We start from the raw sequence: 20,742 nt of genomic DNA on the forward strand, positions 1-20,742 counted from the left end.
AGACGTCGCCCGGCCCCGTTGCGGGTCCTCTGGCCGGTCCTCTCGCCGGGCTCGTCGTGCTGGACCTGTCGCGCATTCTCGCCGGACCGACGGCCACCCAGCTGCTCGGCGATCTCGGCGCCACCGTGTGGAAGATCGAGCGGCCGGGCACCGGCGACGACACGCGCGGCTGGGGACCGCCCTTCCTGCGCGACGACGCAGGCCGCGAGACGGGCGAAAGCGCCTATTACCTCTCCGCCAACCGCAACAAGCGCTCGCTCGCCATCGATCTTGCCAGCGCGGCAGGCCGCGATCTGGTGCGCGCGCTGGCCGAGCGCGCCGATGTGCTGGTGGAGAATTTCAAGGTCGGCGATCTCGCCCGCAAGGGGCTCGGATACGACGACCTGAAGCCGCTCAATCCGGGCCTCATCTATTGTTCCATCTCCGGGTTCGGCCAGACCGGACCCTATGCGAAGCGGGCGGGCTACGACTTCCTCATTCAGGGCATGGGCGGGCTGATGTCGCTCACCGGCCGTGCGGACGCGGACGGCGGCGAGCCGACCAAGGCCGGCGTCGGCATCGCCGACGTGATGTGCGGCATGTATGCCTCCAACGCGATCCTCGCGGCGCTGCATCGCCGCACGCAAACCGGGCGCGGGCAGCATATCGACGTGGCCCTGCTCGACACCCAGGTGTCCTGGCTGATCAATCAGGGGGTCGGCTATCTGACCTCCGGCGCGGTGCCGCCGCGCCGGGGCAACGCGCATCCGACCATCGTGCCCTATAACGCCTATCCGGCGCGCGACGGCGCCTTCATCCTCGCCGTTGGCAACGACGCGCAATTCGCCCGCTTCTGCGCGGTTGCCGGCGCGGACCATCTCGCCGCCGATCCGCGGTTTGCGACCAATGCCGAGCGGGTGCGCAACCGGGAGGCGCTGGAGCCCGAGATCGTCGCGCTGACGAAGACACGCGACACCGCCGACTGGATCGCGGCGCTGGAGGCCGAAGGCGTGCCCTGCGGGCCGATCAACGATCTGGCGCAGGTCTTCGACGATCCGCAGGTGCGCCATCGCGGCATGCGGATCGCGATGCCGCATGAGACGGCCGCTGGGGGCACGGTCGCGCTCATCGGCAACCCGCTGAAGTTCTCCGAAACGCCGGTGAGCTACCGCCATGCGCCGCCGCGCCTTGCCGCCGACACGCAAGCCGTGCTCGCCGAGGCGCTGGGCCTGAGCGACGACGAGATCGCCCGACTCGAGGCGGCCGGGACGATCGCCACCGGCAACGTGGGAAAAAGCGGAGACGGGACATGACGCGCGGTGCCGATCTGATCGCCGAGAAACTGGCCATGGCCGGCTGCCGGCACGCCTTCGGCATTCCCGGCGGCGAGGTTCTGGCACTGATGGGCGCGCTGAATGCGGCCGGCATCGCCTTTCATCTGGTGAAGCACGAGAACGCCGGCGGCTTCATGGCCGAAGGGGTCTGGCACGCCGAGGCGCGGCAGGGCGCGGGCGCGCCCGGCGTCTTGCTCGCAACACTCGGTCCCGGCGTGGCCAATGCGGTCAACGTCGTGGCCAACGCCTGGCAGGATCGGGTGCCGCTGATCTTCCTGACCGGCTGTGTCGACGCGGCCGAGGCGGAGACCTACACGCATCAGGTCTTCGACCATCAGCAGCTCCTGCGCCCCATCGTCAAGGCGAGCTTCCGCGCCGCGCCGGGCGCGCTCGACCGGATGATGGACAAGGCGATCCGCACCGCCCTCGACGGTCAGCCGGGCCCGGTGCATATCGATGTGCCCATCGGCGTGGCGGAAGGCGAGACGGAAGAGACCGCCCGGCCGCTGCCGCCCGCGCCCGGCAAGGTCACACCGGCGGGACCGGAGCTCGACGCGGCGCGCGCGCTCTTTGCCCGCGCGCAACGCCCGATTGCCATCGCCGGGGTCGATGCGGTGAACGAGGACGCCGGCGCGCAGATCGCGGCCTTCTGCCGGCGCCACAATGTCCCGCTGATCACCACCTACAAGGCCAAGGGGCTGCTGGACGAGGACGATCCGCTGGCGCTCGGCGGGGCGGGCCTCTCGCCGCGCGCCGACGCCCATCTGCTGCCGCTTCTGAAAGCCTCCGACTGCATCCTGCTGCTCGGCTACGACCCCATCGAAATGCGCATCAACTGGCGCGATCCCTGGGATCCGGATGCGCCGGTGATCGAGATCGCCGCCACCGAGCGCCGGCATGGCATGCACGGCCTGCGGCATCTGTTGCCCTGTGGCGTTGCAGCCGGAGTATCGGCGCTCGCGGGCGGCGCGTCGCCCCGCCCGACCTGGCCGGATGGCGAGATTGCGGCAGCGCGGTCGGCGCTCGCCCGGCAGTTCGCGCCGGAGCCTGAGGGCTGGGGGCCGTCTTGCGTGTTTCACACCCTGCGCGATGCCCTGCCGGCGGAGACCGTCGCGACCGCCGACAGCGGGGCGCATCGCATTCTCGTGTCGCAGATCTGGCGGACGGCGGTGCCGCGCGGCATGTTGCAATCCTCGGCGCTGTGCACCATGGCCTGCGCCCTGCCGCTCGGCATCGGCCAGCGGCTCGCCGACCCCGGGCGGCCCGTCGTCGTCTTCGTCGGCGATGCGGGACTGGAAATGGGGCTTGGGGAACTGGCGACCCTGCGCGACCTGCGCCTGCCGGTGATCGTCTGCGTGCTGGTCGATGAAAGCCTGGCGCTGATCGAGCTCAAGCAGCGCGCCGGTCAGCGCGCCAATGTCGGCGTGGATTTCGCAGGCACGGATTTCGCGGGCCTCGCCCGCCTCTTCGGCGGACATGGCGTGTGGGTGGAAGACGCCGACACGCTCGCCCGCGAGGCGAAGGCGGCGCTTGCGCGCGACACCTTCACGCTGCTTGCCTGCCGCATCGGCCGGCGGGCCTACGACGGCAAGTTTTGAAGAGGTGCGGCCTCAGCCCATGCCGAGCTTGAGGCGCAGCCGCGTGCCGAGCAGGCTGCCGGCAAAGGCGAAGACGAGCCACAGCCAACCGTGCAGCGAGCCGGAGATGATGCCGCCGAGGTAGGCGCCGATGTTGCAGCCATAGGCGAGCCGCGCGCCATAGCCCATCAGCAGCCCGCCAATGATGGCGGTCACGAGATCGCGCGTCGACAGCTTCCAGACCGGGGCGAACTTGCCGGCGAGGGCGGCCGCGCCCATCGCGCCGAAGAGCAGGCCGAAATTCATCACCGAGGTGGCGTCGGCGAAGACGGACCGTTCCAGCGCTTCCGTCTGCCACTGCCAGTAGGGCCAGTCGGTCACGGGCACGCCGAGCGCCTGCCAGATCTTGCCGCCCCACAGCGCGAAGCCGGAGGTGATGCCCCAGGGGCGGCCGAGCACGATCAGCGTCAGGATCGAGACGACGGCGATCATCACGGCGCCGAGCACCAGCGACCACGGGCCGGTGAGCAGCGACTCGGTCTTCTTGACCGGCGCGAGCGATCCGTGGGCGCGTTTTTCGATGCGCACGCTCCACAGGCCGATGAGCGCCAGCACGGCCGCCGTGCCGAGGAAGGCGGCGACGGGGCCGAATTCGGTCACGAAGGAGACCGCCGGCAGCTTCGGCAGTTGCCCCCACAGGTGGATATGCGGCGTGGCCGCGACCGAGCCGAAGATGAAGGCGGCGAGCGTCACCATCATGCGCGTCGAGCCGCCGCCGGCGGTGAACAGCGTGCCGGAGGCGCAGCCGCCGCCGAGCTGCATGCCGATGCCGAAGAGAAACGCACCGAAGGCGGCCGCGACGCCGAAGGGAAACACGAAGCCGCCCGCCGGCACGCCATAGTCGGCGCCCCAGGCGATCAGCGGGAAGGAGATCGCCGCCGTCAGTCCCAGAAGCAGGAACTGCGCGCGCAGGCCCCCGCCGCGCTTTTCGGTCACGATGCGTCGCCATGCGGCTGTGAAACCGAAGCTCGCGTGATAGAGGGCAAGGCCCGCGAGCCCGCCGATGAGAACGGCATAGCCGAGCCGGGCGCCGCCGAAATGGTTGGCGAGCAGCGTGGTCGCGGTGAGGCCCGCAAGCGCGAGCAGCAACGCGATGCGATTGGACGCAATCAGGGTCTGGACGAGGGCTGTCATGACGTCATGTCTACCGGCTCGATGCTGCGGGCATAAGACACTGCATTGCGCCGGACCGCGCCGTCACGCAAATGCTTTGCCCGGCCCGGGGCATTTTCGAAAAATACAGCCTTCTGGCGGCGGGGCGGAACACATGCGGCACACCTTATTGTGTGTTGCACGTCAGCGCGGGGATCAAAACACTGGTGGCACGATAGCCACGTGCCGCACCCGGTGAGAACATCCGCGGGAACGCCGGCCGGCGGAAAGAGAGCCGAATGCCCCCAACCGACGCGATGCCCGATGCAATGCCCGATCCGAATGCCGATCTTCTCGAGGCCCGCGCGGGTGATGCCCTGACTCTGCCGGACGCTGAGGCGCGGGCTGCCTGGTCCGCGACGGTGCGGGCCTTTCTCGCGCATGGCACGCAGACGCCAGAACGGCTTGCGGACACGCTGGAGCGCGCCCCGGATTTCGCCATGGGACATGCGGCGCATGGCCTGTTCTGCCTGCTGCTCGCCCGGCGCGAACTGGTCGCCGTGGCCGAGGAGGACTGGCGCCGCGCCGAAGCCGCCCGCCACGCCGCCGGGGCGCATCCTTGCGAGGCCGCCGTCGTCGATGCCCTGCGCGACTGGCTCGACGGCGCGCCGTCGCGTGCCGCCGCCCGGCTCGATGCGACGCTCGCCGACCATCCGCGCGATGCCTTCCTGATGAAGCTCGTCCACGCCATCCGCTTCGTGCTGGGGGATGCGGCCGGCATGCGCGCCTCCATCGAGACCGTGCGCGGTGCCTATGACGCCGACCATCCCGCGCTCGGGTTCCTGCTCGGCTGCCATGCCTTCGCGCTGGAGGAAACCGGCGCCTATGACGCGGCCGAGCGCATCGGCCGCCGAGCGGTCGAACTGTGCCCGGACGATGCCTGGGGCCTGCATGCGGTGGCCCATGTCTACGACATGACCGGCCGTGCGGAGGCCGGGCGCGTCTGGCTGGAGGGCAACACGGCCGCCTTCGCCCATTGCAACAACTTCCGCTTTCACGTCTGGTGGCATCTGGCGCTGATGTATCTCGACAAGGGCGACACCGACCGGGTGATCGCGCTCTATGACGAGGAGATCCGGCGCGAGCGCACCGACGACTACCGCGACATCTCCAACGCCGCCTCGCTGCTGATGCGGCTGGAGATCGAGGGCGTCAACGTCGGCGGACGCTGGGAAGAGCTGGCCCGCCTCGCCGAGACGCGGATCGACGACCGCTGCAACGTCTTCGCCGATCTGCATTCCATGCTGTCGCTCGGCGGCGGCGGACGCCGGGCTGAGGCGGATGCACTGATTTCCTCCATCGCGCTTCACGCCGAGGAGGCAAGCGACATGGGCCGCGTCGCCGCCGAAGCGGGCGTGCCGGCGGCGAGCGGGCTCGACGCCTATTTTCGCGGAAACTACTTCTCGGCCTTCCACCACCTGAACCGCGCGCGCCCGCGCCTTGCCTCGGTCGGCGGCAGCCACGCGCAGCGCGATGTGTTCGAGCGGCTCGCCATCGACGCCGCGCTGCGCGCCGGGCTCGCCGGCGAGGCGGAGCGGCTGATCCGCGAACGCCTCGCGCTGCGCGGGGCGCTCGACCGCTTCGCCTGCGAGCGTCTGGAGAAGGTGGAGAGCCTGAAACGCGCCGCGCACATCATGCAGGACGAGGGCCTGCGCGCCGTGCCGGTCTGACGCGGGAGCCGGTTGGGCGCCCGCTTCCCGGGCTCGGTTGTCAAAACGCCGCGAAAGGGCCTTCGTTTCTCCCAGCCGTCGTGCCAAAACGGCGCCGGACACGACCGTCGCGGGCTCCGTTTCGCCGCGCGACCGGTCGGCCCGGCAGTTGCAACCAGCAGGACCCTTGCCCGTGACCGTGCATTCCGCACCGCCTTCGCCGCCCGCCCGCCCCCGGGATCCGCGTCTCGATTTCTTTCGCGGCATCGGCATGTTCATCATTTTCGTGGCGCATTTGCCGAACAACACTTGGACGCTCTGGATTCCGGCCCGTTTCGGCTTTTCCGATGCGACGGAAATGTTCGTCTTCTGCTCCGGCATGGCCTCGGCGATCGCCTTCGGCAAGGTGTTCGAGGAGCGCGGCTGGGCCATGGGCGCGGCCCGGGTGAGCCACCGTGTGTGGCAGGTCTACTGGGCTCATATCTGCCAGTTCCTGCTGCTCGCCGCCGCCCTCGTCGCCGTGCAGCGCAGCGGCTATCTGGAGGCCTGTTGCGGGCTGACGCAGGACTATGTGACCTCGCTCAACCTCTGGCATTTCTTCGAGAAGACCGAGCAGACCCTGCCGGCCCTGCTGACGCTCACCTATGTGCCCAACTATTTCGACATTCTGCCGATGTATATCGTCATCCTGGTGCTCCTGCCGGTGATGATGGCGCTGGCGCGCGTCGACCGGCGGGCGGTCTTCGCGGCGATGGCCGGGCTCTGGCTCGCGGCCACCTTCGGGCTGCTCGACCTGCCGGCCGAACCTTGGTCGCAGCGTCCCTGGTTCTTCAATCCCTTCGCCTGGCAGCTCGTCTTCTTCACCGGGTTCGCGCTGATGAAGGGCTGGATCCCGGCCCCGCCCGTGCGCCGCGACCTGATCGTGGTCGCCGCCCTCATCGTGCTCGTGTCGGTGCCCTTCGCCTATTTCCGCCTCTATCTCGAGTTCGAGACGCTGGAGCGGGCGCGCGAGGCGATCCGCCCGCTGTGGGACAAGACCCATTTCGGCATCCTGCGCTACGTCCACTTTCTGGCGCTCGCCTATCTCGCCTGGATCGCGGTCGGCGCGCAGGGGCGCTATCTCGTGGTCGACAATCTCTGGGGCTCGGTCGTGCGCGTGGTGCAGAAGGTCGGGCAGCAGTCGCTCGCCGTGTTCCTGGCGAGCCTGGTGATCGCCCAGGCCGTCGGCATCCTGCGCGACATGGTATGGGGGCGCGGCGACATGTTTCTCGAGGCGCTGGCCAACCTCGGCGGGTTCGCCGCGCTGATCGCGGTCGCCTATACCGTCGGCTGGTTCAAGAGCACGCCGTGGAAGCGCCGCGCGCCCGCGTCGCAGCAGGCCCGGGTAAAGGAGCCCGCCGGGCGCGGCTGATCCTCGCGCGCGGTTTCGCGCGGCAGCGGAGATCTCAGGCCCATTCGCCCTCGGTCGGGATCTTGATCGTGCGGCCGCAGTGCTTGCAGTGGACGGCGTCGGTGTCGTGTTTCGACAGCCCGCAGTCGGGACAGCGGTAGCTCACCTTCTGCGGGCGGAAGATCGTCTGCACGAGCCGCAGGAACAGGCCGACGCCGAAGATCATGATCACCACGGTCAGCAGCCGGCCGAAGCTGTCGGTCATCGTGATGTCGCCGAAGCCGGTCGTCGTCAGCGTCGTCACGGTGAAATAGAGCGCGTCGAGATAGGTGTTGATCGACGGGTTGCGATGCCCTTCGGTCACATAGACGATCGCGGTGACGACGAAGACGAAGACCATCAGGTTGATGGCCGACTGGATGATCTCCTCGTTGCGCCGGAAGAAGAACGACATGTCGCGGAGCTCCTTCAGCAGGTGATAGGAGCGCAGCAGCCGCAGCATGCGCACCACCCGCAGGAAGGCGAGGTTTTCCACCAGCGCGCTGGCGAACAGCGAGAAGATGACGATCAGATCCGCGATATTGGTGAATTCGAACACCATCCGCAGCGGTCGATGGGCGGCGAACAGGCGCAGCACGTAATCGAGGCTCAGCACCGCCGCGATGGCGTAGTCGAGCCTGTGGTCGATGCGATCCGGCTCGAGCATCGACGACACGATGAAATAGACGATCGTGGCGACGTCGAAGCACAGCAGGGCGATCCGCCAGGCCCGCGCGCCCGGCGTCATGCCGTAGTAGAGCCGCCGCACGCGGGCGCGAAACGCCTGCAGGAGGGTGGGGGACGGAGCCTCGTCCGCTGTGTCGGCATCGCGCGTCATGGGGGGACAAGAGCGCAGCGCCGGCGCAAGGTCAATCGCGCAATTTCCATCGCGCGGCCGGGCATTTGATTCCGGAGCGAATCGGCGCAAACTTTTTGTTAACCATTTCAGGACCGTCCGATGCGGGGCGGCCGGCACGTTTGGAGCAGGGACACCGCATGACCCGATTCGAGACCGCCCTTCCCACGCTGGACGATTCCCTGCGCTTCGCCGAACAGCATGTCGGCGATATTCTCTACACGCCGAAATCGCCGGACGGGGCGCCCTACCGCTTCATCGTCCGCGGGGCGGGCCGCTTCGGCAACGGGGCGCGCAGCAGCCGGCCGAGCGAGGTGCTGGCCACCACGCGGCGCGAGGCGGAGTTGCGCCGGCTGCATGCGGTGGCGACGAGCATCGCCCACTATCTGGAAGAACGCATCGAGGCCGAGGCGCCGGACGTCGCTTCCTAGCCGCGCAACGCGCCGGACGTCGCCTCCTAGCCGCGCAACGCGCCGGCGGGGCCTCCTGGCCGCGGAAACGCGCGGGCGGGCCGGGCGCCGAACCTCAGGACCAGGTGCGCTCCAGCACCGAGAGCCAGTTGCGCCAGGCGATCTTCTCGATCAGCGCCTCGCCGTAGCCGGCCGCGCGCATCGCCTCGATCAGATGCGGCAGGCCGGCGACGTCGCCGATGGCCCGGGGCACCAGACACCCGTCGAAATCCGAGCCGAGCGCCACGCCGTCCTCGCCGAGCCGGGCAAGCAGATGGTCGAGATGGCGCACCATGGTCTCCAGCGGCGTGTCGCTGCGGTCCCGCCCGTCCTCGCGCAGGAAGGCGGTGTGGAAGTTGAGCCCGACGAGCCCGCCGCTCTCGGCGATGGCGTCGAGCTGGCGGTCGGTCAGGTTGCGTGCCGAGGCGCACAGTGCATGGGCGTTGGAGTGGCTCGCCACCAGCGGCGCCTCCGTCGTGGCCGCCACGTCCCAGAAGCCCTTTTCCGTGATGTGCGACAGATCGACGAGGATCTTCAGCCCGTTGCAGGCGCGCACCAGCGCCTTGCCGGCGTCGGTGAGCCCGGGCCCGAGGTCCGGCCCCGAGGGAAAGGCCATCGGCACGCCGTGGCCGAAGATATTGTCGCGGCTCCACACGGGCCCAAGCGAGCGCAGGCCGGCGGCGTGCAGCACCTCCAGCGCGGTGAAATCGGGGTCGATCGCCTCCGCGCCCTCGATGTGCAGCACCAGGGCGAGCGCGTCGCGCGCCATCGCCGCGCGGATCTCCGAAACACTCCGGCAGATCGCCACGGCGCCGTCCGAGGCGCGCTCGATCCGCCGCGCGCGGGCGGCCATGCGCAGGGTCATGGCGAGCGCGCGGGGCTGCTCGACGGGCGCGAAATGCGCCGGATCGTTCGGGTCGTAGCGGCTGTTGAGATCGAAATCGGCCTGAGAGGGCACGAACATGGCGAAGAGCCCGCCGGCGAAGCCGCCCTCGCGGGCGCGCGGCAGGTCGATGTGATCGCGCCGGGCGCGGTCGAAGAAGGAGCGGGCCCGCGCCGTTCCCTCGCCGAGTTCGAGTTTCAAGAGCGTGTCATTGTGCCCGTCGAAAACGGGAACGCGGGAAGGGGGCATTCGGGGCTCCTGACGAAACGGATGCGCGAAAGTGTTGCCGCCGCACAGCGTCTCGCGCAAGAGGCCGGTGCGCTCCGGCGCCGGCTGTCAGGCCACCGCGCGCTCGGGAAAGAGTCCGGCAAGACCTTCGGCACTCGCGTCGCAGATCCCGCGTTCGGTGATCAGCCCGGTGACGAGCCGCGCCGGGGTCACGTCGAAGGCCGGATTGGCGGCCGGCGTCTCGGGCGGGCAGATCAGCACCTTGTCGAGGGTTCCGTCGGCGCGCCGGCCCTGGAGCCAGATGACTTCCTCCGCGCCGCGTTCCTCGATCGGGATTTCCCTCACCCCGTCCTGCACGCTCCAGTCGATGGTGGAGGACGGCAGCGCGACATAGAAGGGCACGCCGTTGTCCCTGGCCGCGAGCGCCTTCAGATAGGTGCCGATCTTGTTGCACACATCGCCGCGCGCCGTGGTGCGGTCGGTGCCGGTGATGACCAGATCGACCTTGCCGTGCTGCATCAGATGACCGCCGGCATTGTCCACGATCAGCGTGTGCGGGACGCCGTGCTTGCCAAGCTCCCAGGCGGTGAGGCTGGCGCCCTGATTGCGCGGGCGCGTTTCGTCGACATAGACATGCACGGGAATGCCGGCGTCATGCGCCTGATAGATCGGCGAGGTCGCCGTGCCCCAGTCGACGGTGGCGATCCAGCCGGCGTTGCAATGGGTGAGCACGTTGACCGGCGCGCCGGGCGCCTTGCCGGCGGCGATCTCGCGGATCAGATCCAGCCCGTGCCGGCCGATGGCGTGATTGACCGCGACATCCTCGTCGCACAGGGTGCCGGCGAACGCCCAGGCGGCCTCCGCGCGCGCCGACGGCTCCAGCGGCGCGAGGCGGGCGCGGGCGGCATCGAGCGCCCATTTCAGGTTGATGGCGGTCGGGCGCGTGGCGATCAGCCGGTCGTAGGCGTCGGCAAGGGCCGCGTCGCCGGGATCGCGCCGCATGGCGAGCGCCAGCCCGTAGGCCGCCGTCGCCCCGATCAGCGGGGCGCCGCGCACCCACATGTCGCGGATCGCGGTCGCCGCGTCCTCCAGACTGCGCAGCTCCACCGTCACGAATTCGTGCGGCAGGCGCGTCTGGTCGATGATGCCGGCGGCCGCGCCGTCGGCGCTCGGCCAGATGGCGCGATAGGGCGTTCCGTCGATCTTCATGGGGAAGGTCTCGCTCCGGTTGCGGTCACTTGGCCTGAGCGTATCACGCCCGGGGGGCGCGGCGGAACCGCCCGGGCTGCCCGCTTGCACAGGCGGTTCACGCGCACTGGCGGTTCACACGGGCGAGCCGCTCAGGCGCGTTCGGCGAGCACCACGGTGAAGCCCTCGAACTCCGGCGGGCCGAGATAGAGCGGCTTGTTGTCGCCGGCATTCTTGTGCGCGTCGCGGAACGCCTGGCTCTTGGTCCAGGCGATGAAGGCCGCCTCGCTCTCCCAGATCGTGTGCGAGGCGAAGAGCGTGTGCTCCTCGCCGCTGGGGCCGCGCAGCAGATGGAACTCCACGAAGCCCTCCACGTCGGCGAGCTTGCGTTCGCGGTTGCGCCAGACCGTTTCGAAGGCCTCCTCGCTGCCGGGCTTCACGCGAAACCGGTTCATGGCGATGTACATGGATGTGTCTCCCCCTGCGTGTGCCCGTCGTGCGAAGGCGTGTCGCCCGTTCGAGCGTCGTCTGCGTGACTGTCGTGCGGTATCTGGTCTTTCTCCCGCGCCGCGACAAGGTCGCGCAAGGCGCGCTGAAAGGCGCCCTGGCCGGCGCTGCGCAACGGCACGAAGGGTTTGTTGAGCTTGTGGCAGCCGCGTTTGGCGCGCAGGCACGCGTCGTGGCTCACGCAACTCACCGGACAAAAGACGCAATCGACGGAGGGCAGCAGCCGGTCGAGGCGCTGCGGCGCGTCCTCCACGCCGCCGTCATGATGCAGGACCGTGGCGTTGAAGCGCGCGGCAATGCGGCCGAGACGGGCGCGCTGGGCATTGAGCCCGCCGACATAGAGCACGGTGCGGGGCACCTGTAGCGCGGGCTCCGGAGCGTTTTCGCCATCGGGCGTGGGCGCGGAAGGGGCGGGCGCGGACGGGGTGGCCGCGTGGTTCTCCCGCACGGGCCGTCGCTCAAGCTCCGCGAGGCGGCCTTCCGCCATGCGGGCGCGGGCCCGGGCCGAGGCGACGGCGCGCTGCGCCTTGGCGAGACGGCGGCGAAGCGCGGCGGCGTCGCGCGCGGATGCGCCGGTCTCCTCGGTCGTGTCCCGGCTCGGACGTTGGCCGCGCAGCGCCACGATCTGCGCCCGAAGGCGGGCGATGTCCCGGTCGCGCTCGGCAAGCGCGTCGCGCAATCCGCTCTCGATCCGTCGGGCGCGCTCCTCATGCGCCTGCAGCCGGTCGTGAAGCGTGGCGTTTTCCACGGTTTTCTGCCGGAAGGACGCTCCGGCCAGATGCGACCACATATGCACCTCGCCGAAGATCCGCACGCGCAGCGCGGCGGGCACATGCGTACTGGTCATGAAAGCCCAATAGGCGCCGGCCACCTGACCCCGGTCGCACATTTCGGTCCACAGATCGGCGAGCGCGCTGTCGCAGCGCCGGCGCGCAACCTTGCGCAAGGCGCCTTCGAAGCGCTGGTCGAGCAGCTTCTGGAAGGCGCGGGAGAACGGAGTGTCGGTGGTCGACATCCGGACGAAATGGCCGTGCACGTCGTAATCCGGCGTGCCGTCGGCCACCTCGAGGCCGACACGGCGGGCGACCCGCCGCAGATCGCCGACGCTTGCGCAGGTGCCGAGCAGCGAGCAGTGGACGCTGTCGGTCTGTTCCCACAACGCGATGCGCCGGCGCGCCGGCTCGGCGGGCGGCGCCGGGTCCTCGGGGCGCGCCTGCTCCGCGATGGCCGAACGGATCGCGTCGGTCAGGGTGTGGGAGCGGGCGCACATGGGAACCTCATCGAAGATCGTGGAAAGCCCGGCGGGCCCCGGGCGCGGGCGGTGCCGCTTGGAAGACACCGCCCGCGCGGTCGGGAGACCGCTGGACAGCAAGGCGTGGCTCGCTGGCCGATGAGGGAGTTACCGGCGTGGCTTGCTGGCGCTTGGACCACGCCCGCCGACCGTCGGGGCACAGCGACGGCGTTGACGGGCATTGCCTTGGGTATAAAACTTGAGTAATCGAGTCAAGATAAATCCGGCAATCCGCCGGCGCCCCGCGCGCCGTTTGTCACCTTCGCCATACACGAGGTCCGACCCATGTCCGAAGCGTCCTTCTCCCGCCCCGTCCGCTCCCCGCGCCGCCCGGCCGGTCGTCCCCGGCTTCATCTCCCGAAGGACGCGACGCGTGCGGCGGAGCCCGAGCCGCTCGAACTCGACAGCACGGCGTTGTTCCAGGGCGCGCGCGAAGTGCTGATCCGGCACAAGGACAGCGTCTACCGCCTGTCGATCACGCGTTTCGAGAAGCTGCTGCTGACCAAGTGAGTGTCCCGCCGGCCGCACTCTTGTCTTGGCGCGCGCGATCTGCCATGAAACAGGAGCGTGCCGTGGCCGTCGCCGGCCCTCGCGCGCCATCCCAGGCCCCGATCGGCTCACCGGTCGGGCCTACCTCACGCAAGCCTCGTCCACGCGCATCGTGACGCGGGGCCGTCACCGCAGGCGTCGCATCAGGCCATGACCGAGCCGTCGAACCATATGATGACCGCCGCCGCCGCGGCCCGCCCGGGAGCGTCCGCGCGTGCCCGTGTGCGCGCGCAAGGCCCGGCCTGCGGACGATTTACCCGCTGACACGACGGCCGTTGGCCGGCCGTGCCAGAGCCGCCTAGGGGCGGGCGATCCGAGGTCGCCCCATGGCCCGCCGGGCGCTGCCGTCCCCGCGCCGTCCGACCCGCCGTCCGGCCGACCTTCCGGCGTGGCCGGTGACTGGAAACCGGCGGAAAACCTGCTAAAAGAACCCGGCTTTTGCGAGCCTCAAGATCCTTCCCCGCGGTGTGCCGCCGACCGACCGGCCGCGCGCCGCAAAAGCGCGACGGTACCATGTCCGAACTCGAAACCCTGGAATCCGAGATCCTCGCGGCCATCGACGCGGCCGCCACCGAACCGGAACTCGACGAGGTGCGCGTTGCCGCGCTCGGCAAGAAGGGCTCGATCTCCGAGAAGCTCAAGACGCTCGGCAAGCTCTCTCCCGAGGAGCGCCGCGAGATGGGCCCGGCGATCAACGGCCTGAAGACGCGCGTCGGCGAGGCCATCGCGGCCCGCAAGGCGGTGCTGCAGGAGGCCGCCCTCAACGCGCGGCTGGAGGCGGAGCGCGTCGACGTGACGCTGCCGCTGCGCCCCGCGCCCTCGATCACCGGCCGCATCCACCCGGTCAGCCAGGTGATCGACGAACTCACCGCGATCTTCGCCGACATGGGCTTTTCCATCGCAGAAGGCCCGGACATCGAGACGGATTATCTCAATTTCACGGCGCTGAACTTCCCCGAGGATCACCCGGCGCGCGACATGCACGACACGTTCTTCCTGCACGCGAAGGACGACGGCGAGCGCATGCTGCTGCGCACGCATACCTCGCCGGTGCAGATCCGCGCGATGATGGACCAGAAGCCGCCGATCCGGGTGATCACGCCGGGCCGCACCTATCGCTGCGACAGCGACCAGACCCACACGCCGATGTTCCATCAGGTCGAGGGGCTGGTGATCGACACCGGCAGCCACATCGGCCATCTGAAGTGGATTCTCGAGGAATTCTGCAAGGCCTTCTTCGAGGTCGACGAGATCAAGATGCGCTTCCGCCCGTCGTTCTTCCCCTTCACCGAGCCATCGATGGAGGTCGACATCGGCTGCGACCGCTCCGGCAACGAGGTGAAGATCGGCGAGGGCGACGACTGGCTGGAGATCCTCGGCTGCGGCATGGTGCATCCCAACGTCATCCGCAACTGTGGGCTCGACCCGGACGTCTATCAGGGCTTCGCCTGGGGCATGGGTATCGACCGCATCGCCATGCTGAAATACGGCATGCCGGACCTGCGCGCCTTCTTCGACGCCGATGTGCGCTGGATCGAGCATTACGGCTTCCGCCCGCTCGACCTGCCGACGCTGTTCGGGGGACTGTCGCGATGAGCGCAAGGCCGACGTACACGGGCCGGCGGCTGTCCGGCCTCGCGGTGCTGCTGGGGGCGCTTCTGCTCGCGCTGCTGGCGGTGCCGGGCGCGCCCTCGGCCGTCGCCCAGACACCGGCCCAGCCGCAGTCCTTCCTCGAGGTCTGTGCGGAAAAGAGCGCGGAGCGCGGACGGCTGCGCTATTGCGACGACTACTTTCGCGACGCGCTCGGTCCGGCGGCCGATCCGGTGCTCTATCTGCGCGACCGCATCACCAGCCTGCGCGCCAGCCAGGAAGCCAGTGCGGCGGAGAACTACGAGAGCTTCCTGACGGCGGTGGCCATCGTCGCCTTCCTGTCGATCGCGACGATGATCCTGGTGGTCAGCGAGAGGCGCATCACGGGCATCGCCAAATGGTCGTCGGCGACCGCGACGGCCGCGCTTCTGGTGATCATCGCCACGATGACCATGGGCTGGCTGGAGAAGTACCGGGCCGAGGACGCGGCGATGCTGGAACTGGGGCTGTTGCGCGACCAGATCGAGACGGAAGCGGCGCAGGTCATCGCCAGCGGCGGCGAGATCGATGCCGCGCTGCTGCGGCGCTGGAACGACCGCCTGCACGAGATCGGCCTGCGCTTCGCCCGGAATTATGGAAGCTCCTCGCCGATCCCGGACCTGGACCGGTTCCAACCCTCCGACTGAGCGCGATGGCGCGAGGCCGGCCCGCTGGACCCGCGCTTTGGGACCGCCCGCTGGACCCGCCCTTAGGATCTGAATGCCCGCTCCCCCGTCCACCGGGCCGGAGCGAACCACGAGAGACCGATGCCATGAAATTCACCCTGTCCTGGCTCAAGGATCACCTGGAAACCGATGCCGGTCTGGACGAGATCGTCGAGACGCTGACGCGGATCGGCCTCGAGGTCGAGGAGGTCAGCAATCCGGCCGAGCGGCTGACGGCCTTCACCATCGCGCGCGTGATCGACGCGCGTCCGCATCCCAACGCCGACCGGCTGAAGGTCTTGAGCGTCGATGCCGGCGACGGCGGCGAGCCGCTGCAGATCGTCTGCGGCGCGCCCAATGCGCGGGCCGGGCTCGTCGGCGTTCTGGCGCGGCCCGGCGACTATGTGCCGGGCATCGACGTGACGTTGTCGGTCGGCAAGATCCGCGACGTGGAAAGCTTCGGCATGATGTGCTCGGAGCGCGAGCTGGAGCTCTCCGACGCGCACAGCGGCATCATCGACCTGCCCGAGGACGCGCCGGTCGGTGCCTCCTTCGCCGACTACGCGGGCCTCGACGACCCGGTGATCGAGATCGGCCTGACGCCGAACCGGCCCGATTGCGCGGGCGTTTCCGGCATTGCCCGCGATCTTGCCGCCGCCGGCCTCGGCAAGCTGAAGGAAAATCGCCCCGCGGCCGTCGCCGGCGAGGGCGCCTGTCCGGTCGGGGTCACGCTCGACTTCGGCGACACGCCCTCGCTGTGTCCCGCCTTCGCGCTGCGGCTGGTGCGCGGCGTGAAAAACGGCCCGTCGCCGGAGTGGATGCAGAAGCGCCTGGTGGCCATCGGCCTGCGCCCGATCAACGCGCTGGTCGACATCACCAATTACATCACCTTCGACCGCGGGCGTCCGCTGCACGTCTTCGACGCGGCCAAGGTCAAGGGCGATCTCGTGGTGCGCCGGGGCCGCAAGGGCGAGGAGTTGCTCGGCCTCGACGGCAGGACCTACGGCTTCGACGACACGATGTGCGTGATCGCCGATGACACCGGTGTGGAATCCATCGCCGGCATCATGGGCGGCGAGCATTCCGGCTGCACCGAAGAGACCACCGACGTGCTGATCGAGTCGGCGCTGTGGGACGAGACCAACATCGCCCGCACGGGCCGCGCGCTCGGCATCAACACCGATGCGCGCTATCGCTTCGAGCGCGGCGTCGACCCGCAGTTCTGCGTGCCGGGCCTCGATCTCGCGACCCGGATGGTGATCGACCTGTGCGGTGGCAGCGCCAGCGAGATGACGCTCGCGGGCGCGATCCCCGACACCGACCGCACCATCGACCTGCCGATGTCGGAGGTGAAGCGCCTGTCCGGTCTGGACCTGTCGCCGCCGGAGATCCGGGGCGTGCTCTCCCGGCTCGGCTTCTGGGTCGCCGGCACCGGCGAGACGGCCAAGGTCGCGCCCCCGTCCTGGCGGCCGGACGTTCACGGCAAGGCCGATCTGGTGGAAGAGGTGGTGCGCATCGTCGGGCTCGACGAGATCGCCTCCGTGCCCCTGCCGCGCAACCGGCATGTCGCCGGCAAGATGCTGACGGTGTCGCAGTCGCGCCGCTCGCAGGCCCGGCGCACGCTCGCCGTGCGCGGCATGAAGGAAGCCGTGACCTGGTCCTTCATCTCCAAGGCGCAGGCGGAGGCCTTCGGCGGCGGTGCGCGCGTGCTGGAACTGGCCAATCCGATCTCGCCGGAGCTGTCCGACATGCGCCCGAGCCTCGTGCCGGGGCTGGCGGCGGCCGCGCAGCGCAATGCCGACCGCGGCTTTCCCGACAGCGCGCAGTTCGAGGTGGGGCAGGTCTTCGCCGACGACACGCCGAAGGGGCAGAGCATGGTGGCCGCCGGCGTGCGGCGCGGCACGGCCGGTCTCGCCGGTGCCGACCGGCACTGGACCGGCAACGCGCAGCCCGTCTCGGTGTTCGATGCCAAGGCCGACGCGGAAGCCGTTCTGGCGGCGATCGGCGCGCCGGTCGACAAGCTGATGGTCTTCGCCGAGGCGCCGGACTGGCTGCATCCGGGCCGCTCCGGCGAGTTGCGTCTGGGGCCGAAGACGGTGCTGGCGCGCTTCGGCGAGCTGCACCCGCGCACCCTGCGCGCGCTCGATCTCGACGGTCCGATGGTCGCCTTCGAGGTCTATCTCGATGCGGTGCCGGAGCCGAAGGCGAAGGCCGGCCGGTCCAAGGGCGCCTTCGACGTCAGCGACCTGATGCCGGTGCGCCGCGACTTCGCCTTCGTGGTCGACGAGGGCGTGAGCGCCGACAAGCTGCTCAAGGCGGCGCGCGGGGCGGACAAGAAGCTGATCACGGACGTGACGCTGTTCGATGTCTATCGCGGCACAGGGATTGGCGAGGGGCAGAAGTCGCTTGCCATCGACGTGACGCTTCAACCGCGCGACAAGACGCTCACCGACGAGGAAATCGACGCGGTGGCGGCCAAGATCCGCGCGGCGGTGGAAAAGGCGACCGGCGGCAGCTTGCGCGGCTAGGCCGTTTCGCGCTTTCATGGCGGCCGGGGGGCGGGAGTTGCCGGGATCGGCACCTCCCGTGTCTTCGGCCGCCGTGCGGCCACCGCTTGCGGAGGGATCGTCATGACCCCGAAAGCCCGATGACCCCGAAACCGAGGGCCGTCGCCGACCTTCAGAGCGGGTTCGCCTTCGGGCGCACGACGCTTGGCGATCCCTCGCTGACGAGCGAGGACGACCGGCGGCGGGTTCTGGAACTCCTGATCCGCACCGATCCGCTGCTGATGCCCGTGCTGCGCGCCGCCCGGTGTCTGGCCCTTCCCGATTGGCGGCTCGTCAGCGGCGCGGTCTATCAAAGCGTGTGGAACGCGCTGACCGGCCGCCCTTCCGGGCACGGGATCAAGGACATCGACCTCGTCTATTTCGACGGCGGCGATCTTGGCTATGAGGCCGAGGACGCGGCGATTGCGCGGGCCGGGGCCGTCATGGCGGGGGTCGAGCCGCCGGTCGAGGTGCGCAATCAGGCGCGTGTGCACCGCTGGTACGAGGCGCGCTTCGGCCAGCCCTATCCCCGGCTCGCCTGCACCGACGAGGCCCTGCTCTATTACGCCGCGCGCACCCATGCCGTCGGTGTGCGTCTGGAGGCGGACAACCGGCTGAGCATCGCCGCGCCCTTCGGATTGGCGGACGTCTTCGCCATGCGGCTGGTGCCCAATCCGGTCCTCGACAATTCCGCCACCTACACCGAAAAGGCGCTCAGGATGAAGGCGACCTGGCCGGAGATCGAGATCCTGCCCTGGCCGCACGCGACGGCGGGCCGGGACGGCGCGCTCGAGGCCGGGGAGACCGCCGGGGGCGATACCCCGGCCAAAGACGCCGGCGACGCGCCCGGAGCGACCGCCCCGTCGGCACCGACGTCACCCGCACCCGCGCCGACCCCGCCGGGATCTCACGACCCGGCGGATCCGGCACGCGACTGGATCACGCTGTCCACCAGCCCGCGCACCGAGTTGCCGAAGTAGAGCCGGTCGGCGGTTGCGAGATCGGCGAGCGTCAGGTCGGCTTCATGCGCGCGTCCCGTCTCCAGAAGCGCGGCGCGCAGCGTGCCGGGCAGCAGGCCGTGCGCCAGCGCCGGCGTCAGCAGACGACCGCCTTTCGACACGAAGACATTGGTGAAACTGCCTTCGGTGACGAAGCCGTCTGCGTTGACGAAGACGACCTCGTCGCAGCCCTGTTCGGCGGCCATCGCCTTGCGCGTTCCGTCGTAGAGCTGCCGACGGGTGGTCTTGTGGGCGAGCAGCGGATCGCGCGCATCGACCGGCGTCGGGGCCACGCCGATCCGCCAGTGGGTTGGCGTCGCGGAAAGCGCCACGTCGGCGATCTCGAACGCGCCGTCGGCGGCCAGTTCCAGCCGCACGCGGCGCGGCGCGGAAAACGTCTCCGCGCGGGCCGCAAGCATCGCCTCGATCGCCCGGCGCGGCATCAGGAAGCCGAGGCGCGCGGCACTGGCCGCCAACCGCGCGAGATGACGCTCCAGCAGCAGATAGCCCTCTTGGCGGTGCCAGGCCATCGTCTCGAACAGCGCGAAATCGGGCGGTCGGCGGTCCAGAAAGGCGAGTTTCAGACGGGTTTCGGCATATTCCGGCCGTGGCTCGCTGTCGAAGACGACGCCGGACCCGGCGCCGGCCTCGAAACGCCCGTCCGCCCCGGCGACCAGCGTGCGGATCGCCACGTTGAAGCGGAAATCGCCGCCCGGCGCGAGATGACCGATGGCGCCGGTGTAGAGCCCGCGCGGGGAGGTCTCCAGATCGTGCAGGATCTCCATCGCCCGCAGTTTCGGCGCGCCGGTGATCGAGCCGCAGGGAAAGAGATGCGCCATGGCGTCGGCGAAGCCGGTGCCGGCGGCCAGCTCGGCCTCCACCGTCGAGGTCATCTGGAAGAGGGTCTGATAGGGCTCGACCTCGAAGAGGGTGGGCACGGTCACGCTGCCGGCGCGCGCGATCCGCGACAGGTCGTTGCGCATCAGGTCGACGATCATGACGTTTTCGGCCTGCGACTTCGGGTCCTCGCGCAGCAGGGCGGCCGCCTCGCGGTCTTCCTGCGGCGTGCTCCCGCGCGGCGCAGTGCCCTTCATCGGCCGGGTGCGGATGCGCGGGCCCTCGCGCTCCAGAAAGAGCTCCGGCGACAGGGACAGCACGCTGTGCTTCTCCAGTGCCAGAAAGGCGGCATGGCCCACGGGCTGTGCGGTCATGAGCCGGCGAAAGAGTGCGGCCGGCGTGCCGGCGAGGTGCCCCCGCGCGCGCAGCGTCACATTGGCCTGATAGATGTCGCCGCACGCGAGATGCGCCCGCACCCGCTCGAAGGCGCGCAGATAGTCCGCCTCCGACATGTCGAACCGCGCGACCTCGGCGGCGGCCGCCTTGGCCTCGGCACGCGGGGCGAGCCGGGCCAGCGCGCTTGGCACGTCGAGCGTCTCGGGCGCGTCGTAGAGGCCGAACCAGACGAGCGGAACCTCGGGGAGGCGGGGTGAGCGGGCGCGCAGCTTGGCCTCGAAGGCGAAGCCCGCCTCATAGGCCAGATAGCCCGCCACATGGGCGCCCGAGGCGACCGCCCGCTCGGCGGCGGCGAGCGCATCGCCCACCGCATCCAACCGTGTCGCGGTCACCACGTCGCGGGGACGTTCGAACCACATCGCCGTGTCGCGATGGGTGTCGAAGAGAACCACCGTGCCTGCGGCCGGACCGGTGCCGGGGCCATCGGGCGGAGAAGCGGTGCGGGCGGGGTCGCGGGGCATCGCGGCGGATCCCGGGGCT

Annotated in this window: 17 protein-coding genes; 10 read left to right on the top strand and 7 right to left on the bottom strand. The window is 69.9% G+C overall.

Translation table 11 applies throughout. The annotated features are described in order from the left end of the window. Positions 1 to 29 precede the first annotated feature (29 nt). Together ABL312_RS20370 and ABL312_RS20375 are read left to right on the top strand one after the other, a co-directional pair. Positions 30 to 1,292, top strand: a complete 1,263-nt coding sequence (locus ABL312_RS20370) for a CaiB/BaiF CoA-transferase family protein (RefSeq protein ID WP_349361475.1) — start codon at positions 30 to 32, stop codon at positions 1,290 to 1,292. Continuing rightward, positions 1,289 to 2,911, top strand: a complete 1,623-nt coding sequence (locus tag ABL312_RS20375; RefSeq protein ID WP_349359226.1) for a thiamine pyrophosphate-binding protein — start codon at positions 1,289 to 1,291, stop codon at positions 2,909 to 2,911. Before ABL312_RS20370 ends, ABL312_RS20375 begins: the two co-directional genes overlap by 4 nt. Positions 2,912 to 2,923: 12 nt before the next feature. Here the strand turns inward: ABL312_RS20375 and ABL312_RS20380 are convergent, their stop codons facing one another. Then, positions 2,924 to 4,084: a YeeE/YedE family protein gene (locus tag ABL312_RS20380; protein ID WP_349359227.1), complete on the bottom strand. Its 1,161-nt coding sequence runs from the start codon at positions 4,082 to 4,084 to the stop codon at positions 2,924 to 2,926. 257 nt (positions 4,085 to 4,341) lie between these two features. On the opposite strand from ABL312_RS20380, the gene ABL312_RS20385 reads away from it, so the two are divergent. Next, positions 4,342 to 5,772: a tetratricopeptide repeat protein gene (locus ABL312_RS20385; protein ID WP_349359228.1), complete on the top strand. Its 1,431-nt coding sequence runs from the start codon at positions 4,342 to 4,344 to the stop codon at positions 5,770 to 5,772. Between the two features lie 250 nt (positions 5,773 to 6,022). Continuing rightward, complete coding sequence (locus tag ABL312_RS20390) at positions 6,023 to 7,162, top strand: OpgC family protein (protein ID WP_374730217.1); 1,140 nt, start codon at positions 6,023 to 6,025, stop codon at positions 7,160 to 7,162. A 34-nt stretch (positions 7,163 to 7,196) separates the two neighbouring features. Here ABL312_RS20390 and ABL312_RS20395 read toward each other — a convergent pair whose 3' ends face one another. Beyond that, complete coding sequence (locus tag ABL312_RS20395) at positions 7,197 to 8,018, bottom strand: ion channel (protein ID WP_349359230.1); 822 nt, start codon at positions 8,016 to 8,018, stop codon at positions 7,197 to 7,199. 158 nt (positions 8,019 to 8,176) lie between these two features. Between ABL312_RS20395 and ABL312_RS20400 the strand changes: the two genes are divergently transcribed. Beyond that, the gene (locus tag ABL312_RS20400) at positions 8,177 to 8,467 is read left to right on the top strand and encodes a hypothetical protein (RefSeq protein ID WP_349359231.1); all 291 of its coding nucleotides are present in this window, start codon (positions 8,177 to 8,179) and stop codon (positions 8,465 to 8,467) included. Positions 8,468 to 8,561: 94 nt separating this feature from the next. Here the strand turns inward: ABL312_RS20400 and ABL312_RS20405 are convergent, their stop codons facing one another. The 4 genes from ABL312_RS20405 to ABL312_RS20420 all read right to left on the bottom strand — a co-directional run bounded on the left by ABL312_RS20405 (position 8,562) and on the right by ABL312_RS20420 (position 12,561). Beyond that, entirely contained in the window at positions 8,562 to 9,617 is a 1,056-nt protein-coding gene (locus ABL312_RS20405) for a dipeptidase (protein ID WP_349359232.1), read from the bottom strand. Positions 9,618 to 9,704: 87 nt separating this feature from the next. Beyond that, positions 9,705 to 10,805, bottom strand: a complete 1,101-nt coding sequence (gene mtnA, locus ABL312_RS20410; protein ID WP_349359233.1) for an S-methyl-5-thioribose-1-phosphate isomerase — start codon at positions 10,803 to 10,805, stop codon at positions 9,705 to 9,707. Between the two features lie 131 nt (positions 10,806 to 10,936). Continuing rightward, entirely contained in the window at positions 10,937 to 11,251 is a 315-nt protein-coding gene (locus ABL312_RS20415) for an antibiotic biosynthesis monooxygenase (protein ID WP_349359234.1), read from the bottom strand. Next, a complete protein-coding gene (locus tag ABL312_RS20420) occupies positions 11,236 to 12,561 on the bottom strand; it encodes a DUF2325 domain-containing protein (RefSeq protein ID WP_349359235.1) in 1,326 nt (441 codons plus the stop codon). The genes ABL312_RS20415 and ABL312_RS20420 overlap by 16 nt, the downstream gene beginning before the upstream one ends. Before the next feature lie 306 nt (positions 12,562 to 12,867). On the opposite strand from ABL312_RS20420, the gene hemP reads away from it, so the two are divergent. From hemP to ABL312_RS20445, 5 genes are all read left to right on the top strand, one after another. Then, complete coding sequence (gene hemP, locus ABL312_RS20425) at positions 12,868 to 13,092, top strand: hemin uptake protein HemP (protein ID WP_349359236.1); 225 nt, start codon at positions 12,868 to 12,870, stop codon at positions 13,090 to 13,092. A gap of 552 nt (positions 13,093 to 13,644) precedes the next feature. After that, positions 13,645 to 14,727 (top strand): phenylalanine--tRNA ligase subunit alpha, encoded by a 1,083-nt coding sequence (gene pheS / locus ABL312_RS20430; RefSeq protein WP_349359237.1) that lies wholly within the window; start codon positions 13,645 to 13,647, stop codon positions 14,725 to 14,727. Further along, positions 14,724 to 15,407, top strand: a complete 684-nt coding sequence (locus ABL312_RS20435; protein WP_349359238.1) for a phenylalanyl-tRNA synthetase subunit alpha — start codon at positions 14,724 to 14,726, stop codon at positions 15,405 to 15,407. Before pheS ends, ABL312_RS20435 begins: the two co-directional genes overlap by 4 nt. 125 nt (positions 15,408 to 15,532) lie before the next feature. Continuing rightward, positions 15,533 to 17,953, top strand: coding sequence for a phenylalanine--tRNA ligase subunit beta (pheT, locus tag ABL312_RS20440; protein ID WP_349359239.1), 2,421 nt, complete (start codon positions 15,533 to 15,535; stop codon positions 17,951 to 17,953). Between the two features lie 119 nt (positions 17,954 to 18,072). Further along, positions 18,073 to 18,951: a nucleotidyltransferase family protein gene (locus ABL312_RS20445; protein WP_349359240.1), complete on the top strand. Its 879-nt coding sequence runs from the start codon at positions 18,073 to 18,075 to the stop codon at positions 18,949 to 18,951. Here ABL312_RS20445 and pabB read toward each other — a convergent pair. After that, positions 18,879 to 20,723, bottom strand: a complete 1,845-nt coding sequence (gene pabB / locus ABL312_RS20450) for an aminodeoxychorismate synthase component I (RefSeq protein WP_349359241.1) — start codon at positions 20,721 to 20,723, stop codon at positions 18,879 to 18,881. The genes ABL312_RS20445 and pabB overlap by 73 nt on opposite strands. Positions 20,724 to 20,742 lie beyond the last annotated feature (19 nt).

The organism is Stappia sp., from assembly GCF_040110915.1.
In the GTDB taxonomy this organism is placed as follows: domain Bacteria; phylum Pseudomonadota; class Alphaproteobacteria; order Rhizobiales; family Stappiaceae; genus Stappia.

Excerpts from the sequence above, each read along its gene's own strand:
- ABL312_RS20420 (WP_349359235.1), bottom strand. The coding sequence starts at position 12,561 with ATGTGCGCCCGCTCCCACACCCTGACCGACGCGATCCGTTCGGCCATC.
- ABL312_RS20375 (WP_349359226.1), top strand. The coding sequence starts at position 1,289 with ATGACGCGCGGTGCCGATCTGATCGCCGAGAAACTGGCCATGGCCGGC.
- ABL312_RS20380 (WP_349359227.1), bottom strand. The coding sequence starts at position 4,084 with ATGACAGCCCTCGTCCAGACCCTGATTGCGTCCAATCGCATCGCGTTG.
- ABL312_RS20395 (WP_349359230.1), bottom strand. The coding sequence starts at position 8,018 with ATGACGCGCGATGCCGACACAGCGGACGAGGCTCCGTCCCCCACCCTC.
- ABL312_RS20405 (WP_349359232.1), bottom strand. The coding sequence starts at position 9,617 with ATGCCCCCTTCCCGCGTTCCCGTTTTCGACGGGCACAATGACACGCTC.
- ABL312_RS20400 (WP_349359231.1), top strand. The coding sequence starts at position 8,177 with ATGACCCGATTCGAGACCGCCCTTCCCACGCTGGACGATTCCCTGCGC.
- ABL312_RS20385 (WP_349359228.1), top strand. The coding sequence starts at position 4,342 with ATGCCCCCAACCGACGCGATGCCCGATGCAATGCCCGATCCGAATGCC.
- ABL312_RS20435 (WP_349359238.1), top strand. The coding sequence starts at position 14,724 with ATGAGCGCAAGGCCGACGTACACGGGCCGGCGGCTGTCCGGCCTCGCG.
- hemP (WP_349359236.1), top strand. The coding sequence starts at position 12,868 with ATGTCCGAAGCGTCCTTCTCCCGCCCCGTCCGCTCCCCGCGCCGCCCG.
- ABL312_RS20415 (WP_349359234.1), bottom strand. The coding sequence starts at position 11,251 with ATGTACATCGCCATGAACCGGTTTCGCGTGAAGCCCGGCAGCGAGGAG.
- ABL312_RS20445 (WP_349359240.1), top strand. The coding sequence starts at position 18,073 with ATGACCCCGAAACCGAGGGCCGTCGCCGACCTTCAGAGCGGGTTCGCC.
- pheT (WP_349359239.1), top strand. The coding sequence starts at position 15,533 with ATGAAATTCACCCTGTCCTGGCTCAAGGATCACCTGGAAACCGATGCC.
- ABL312_RS20390 (WP_374730217.1), top strand. The coding sequence starts at position 6,023 with ATGTTCATCATTTTCGTGGCGCATTTGCCGAACAACACTTGGACGCTC.
- pheS (WP_349359237.1), top strand. The coding sequence starts at position 13,645 with ATGTCCGAACTCGAAACCCTGGAATCCGAGATCCTCGCGGCCATCGAC.
- pabB (WP_349359241.1), bottom strand. The coding sequence starts at position 20,723 with ATGCCCCGCGACCCCGCCCGCACCGCTTCTCCGCCCGATGGCCCCGGC.
- mtnA (WP_349359233.1), bottom strand. The coding sequence starts at position 10,805 with ATGAAGATCGACGGAACGCCCTATCGCGCCATCTGGCCGAGCGCCGAC.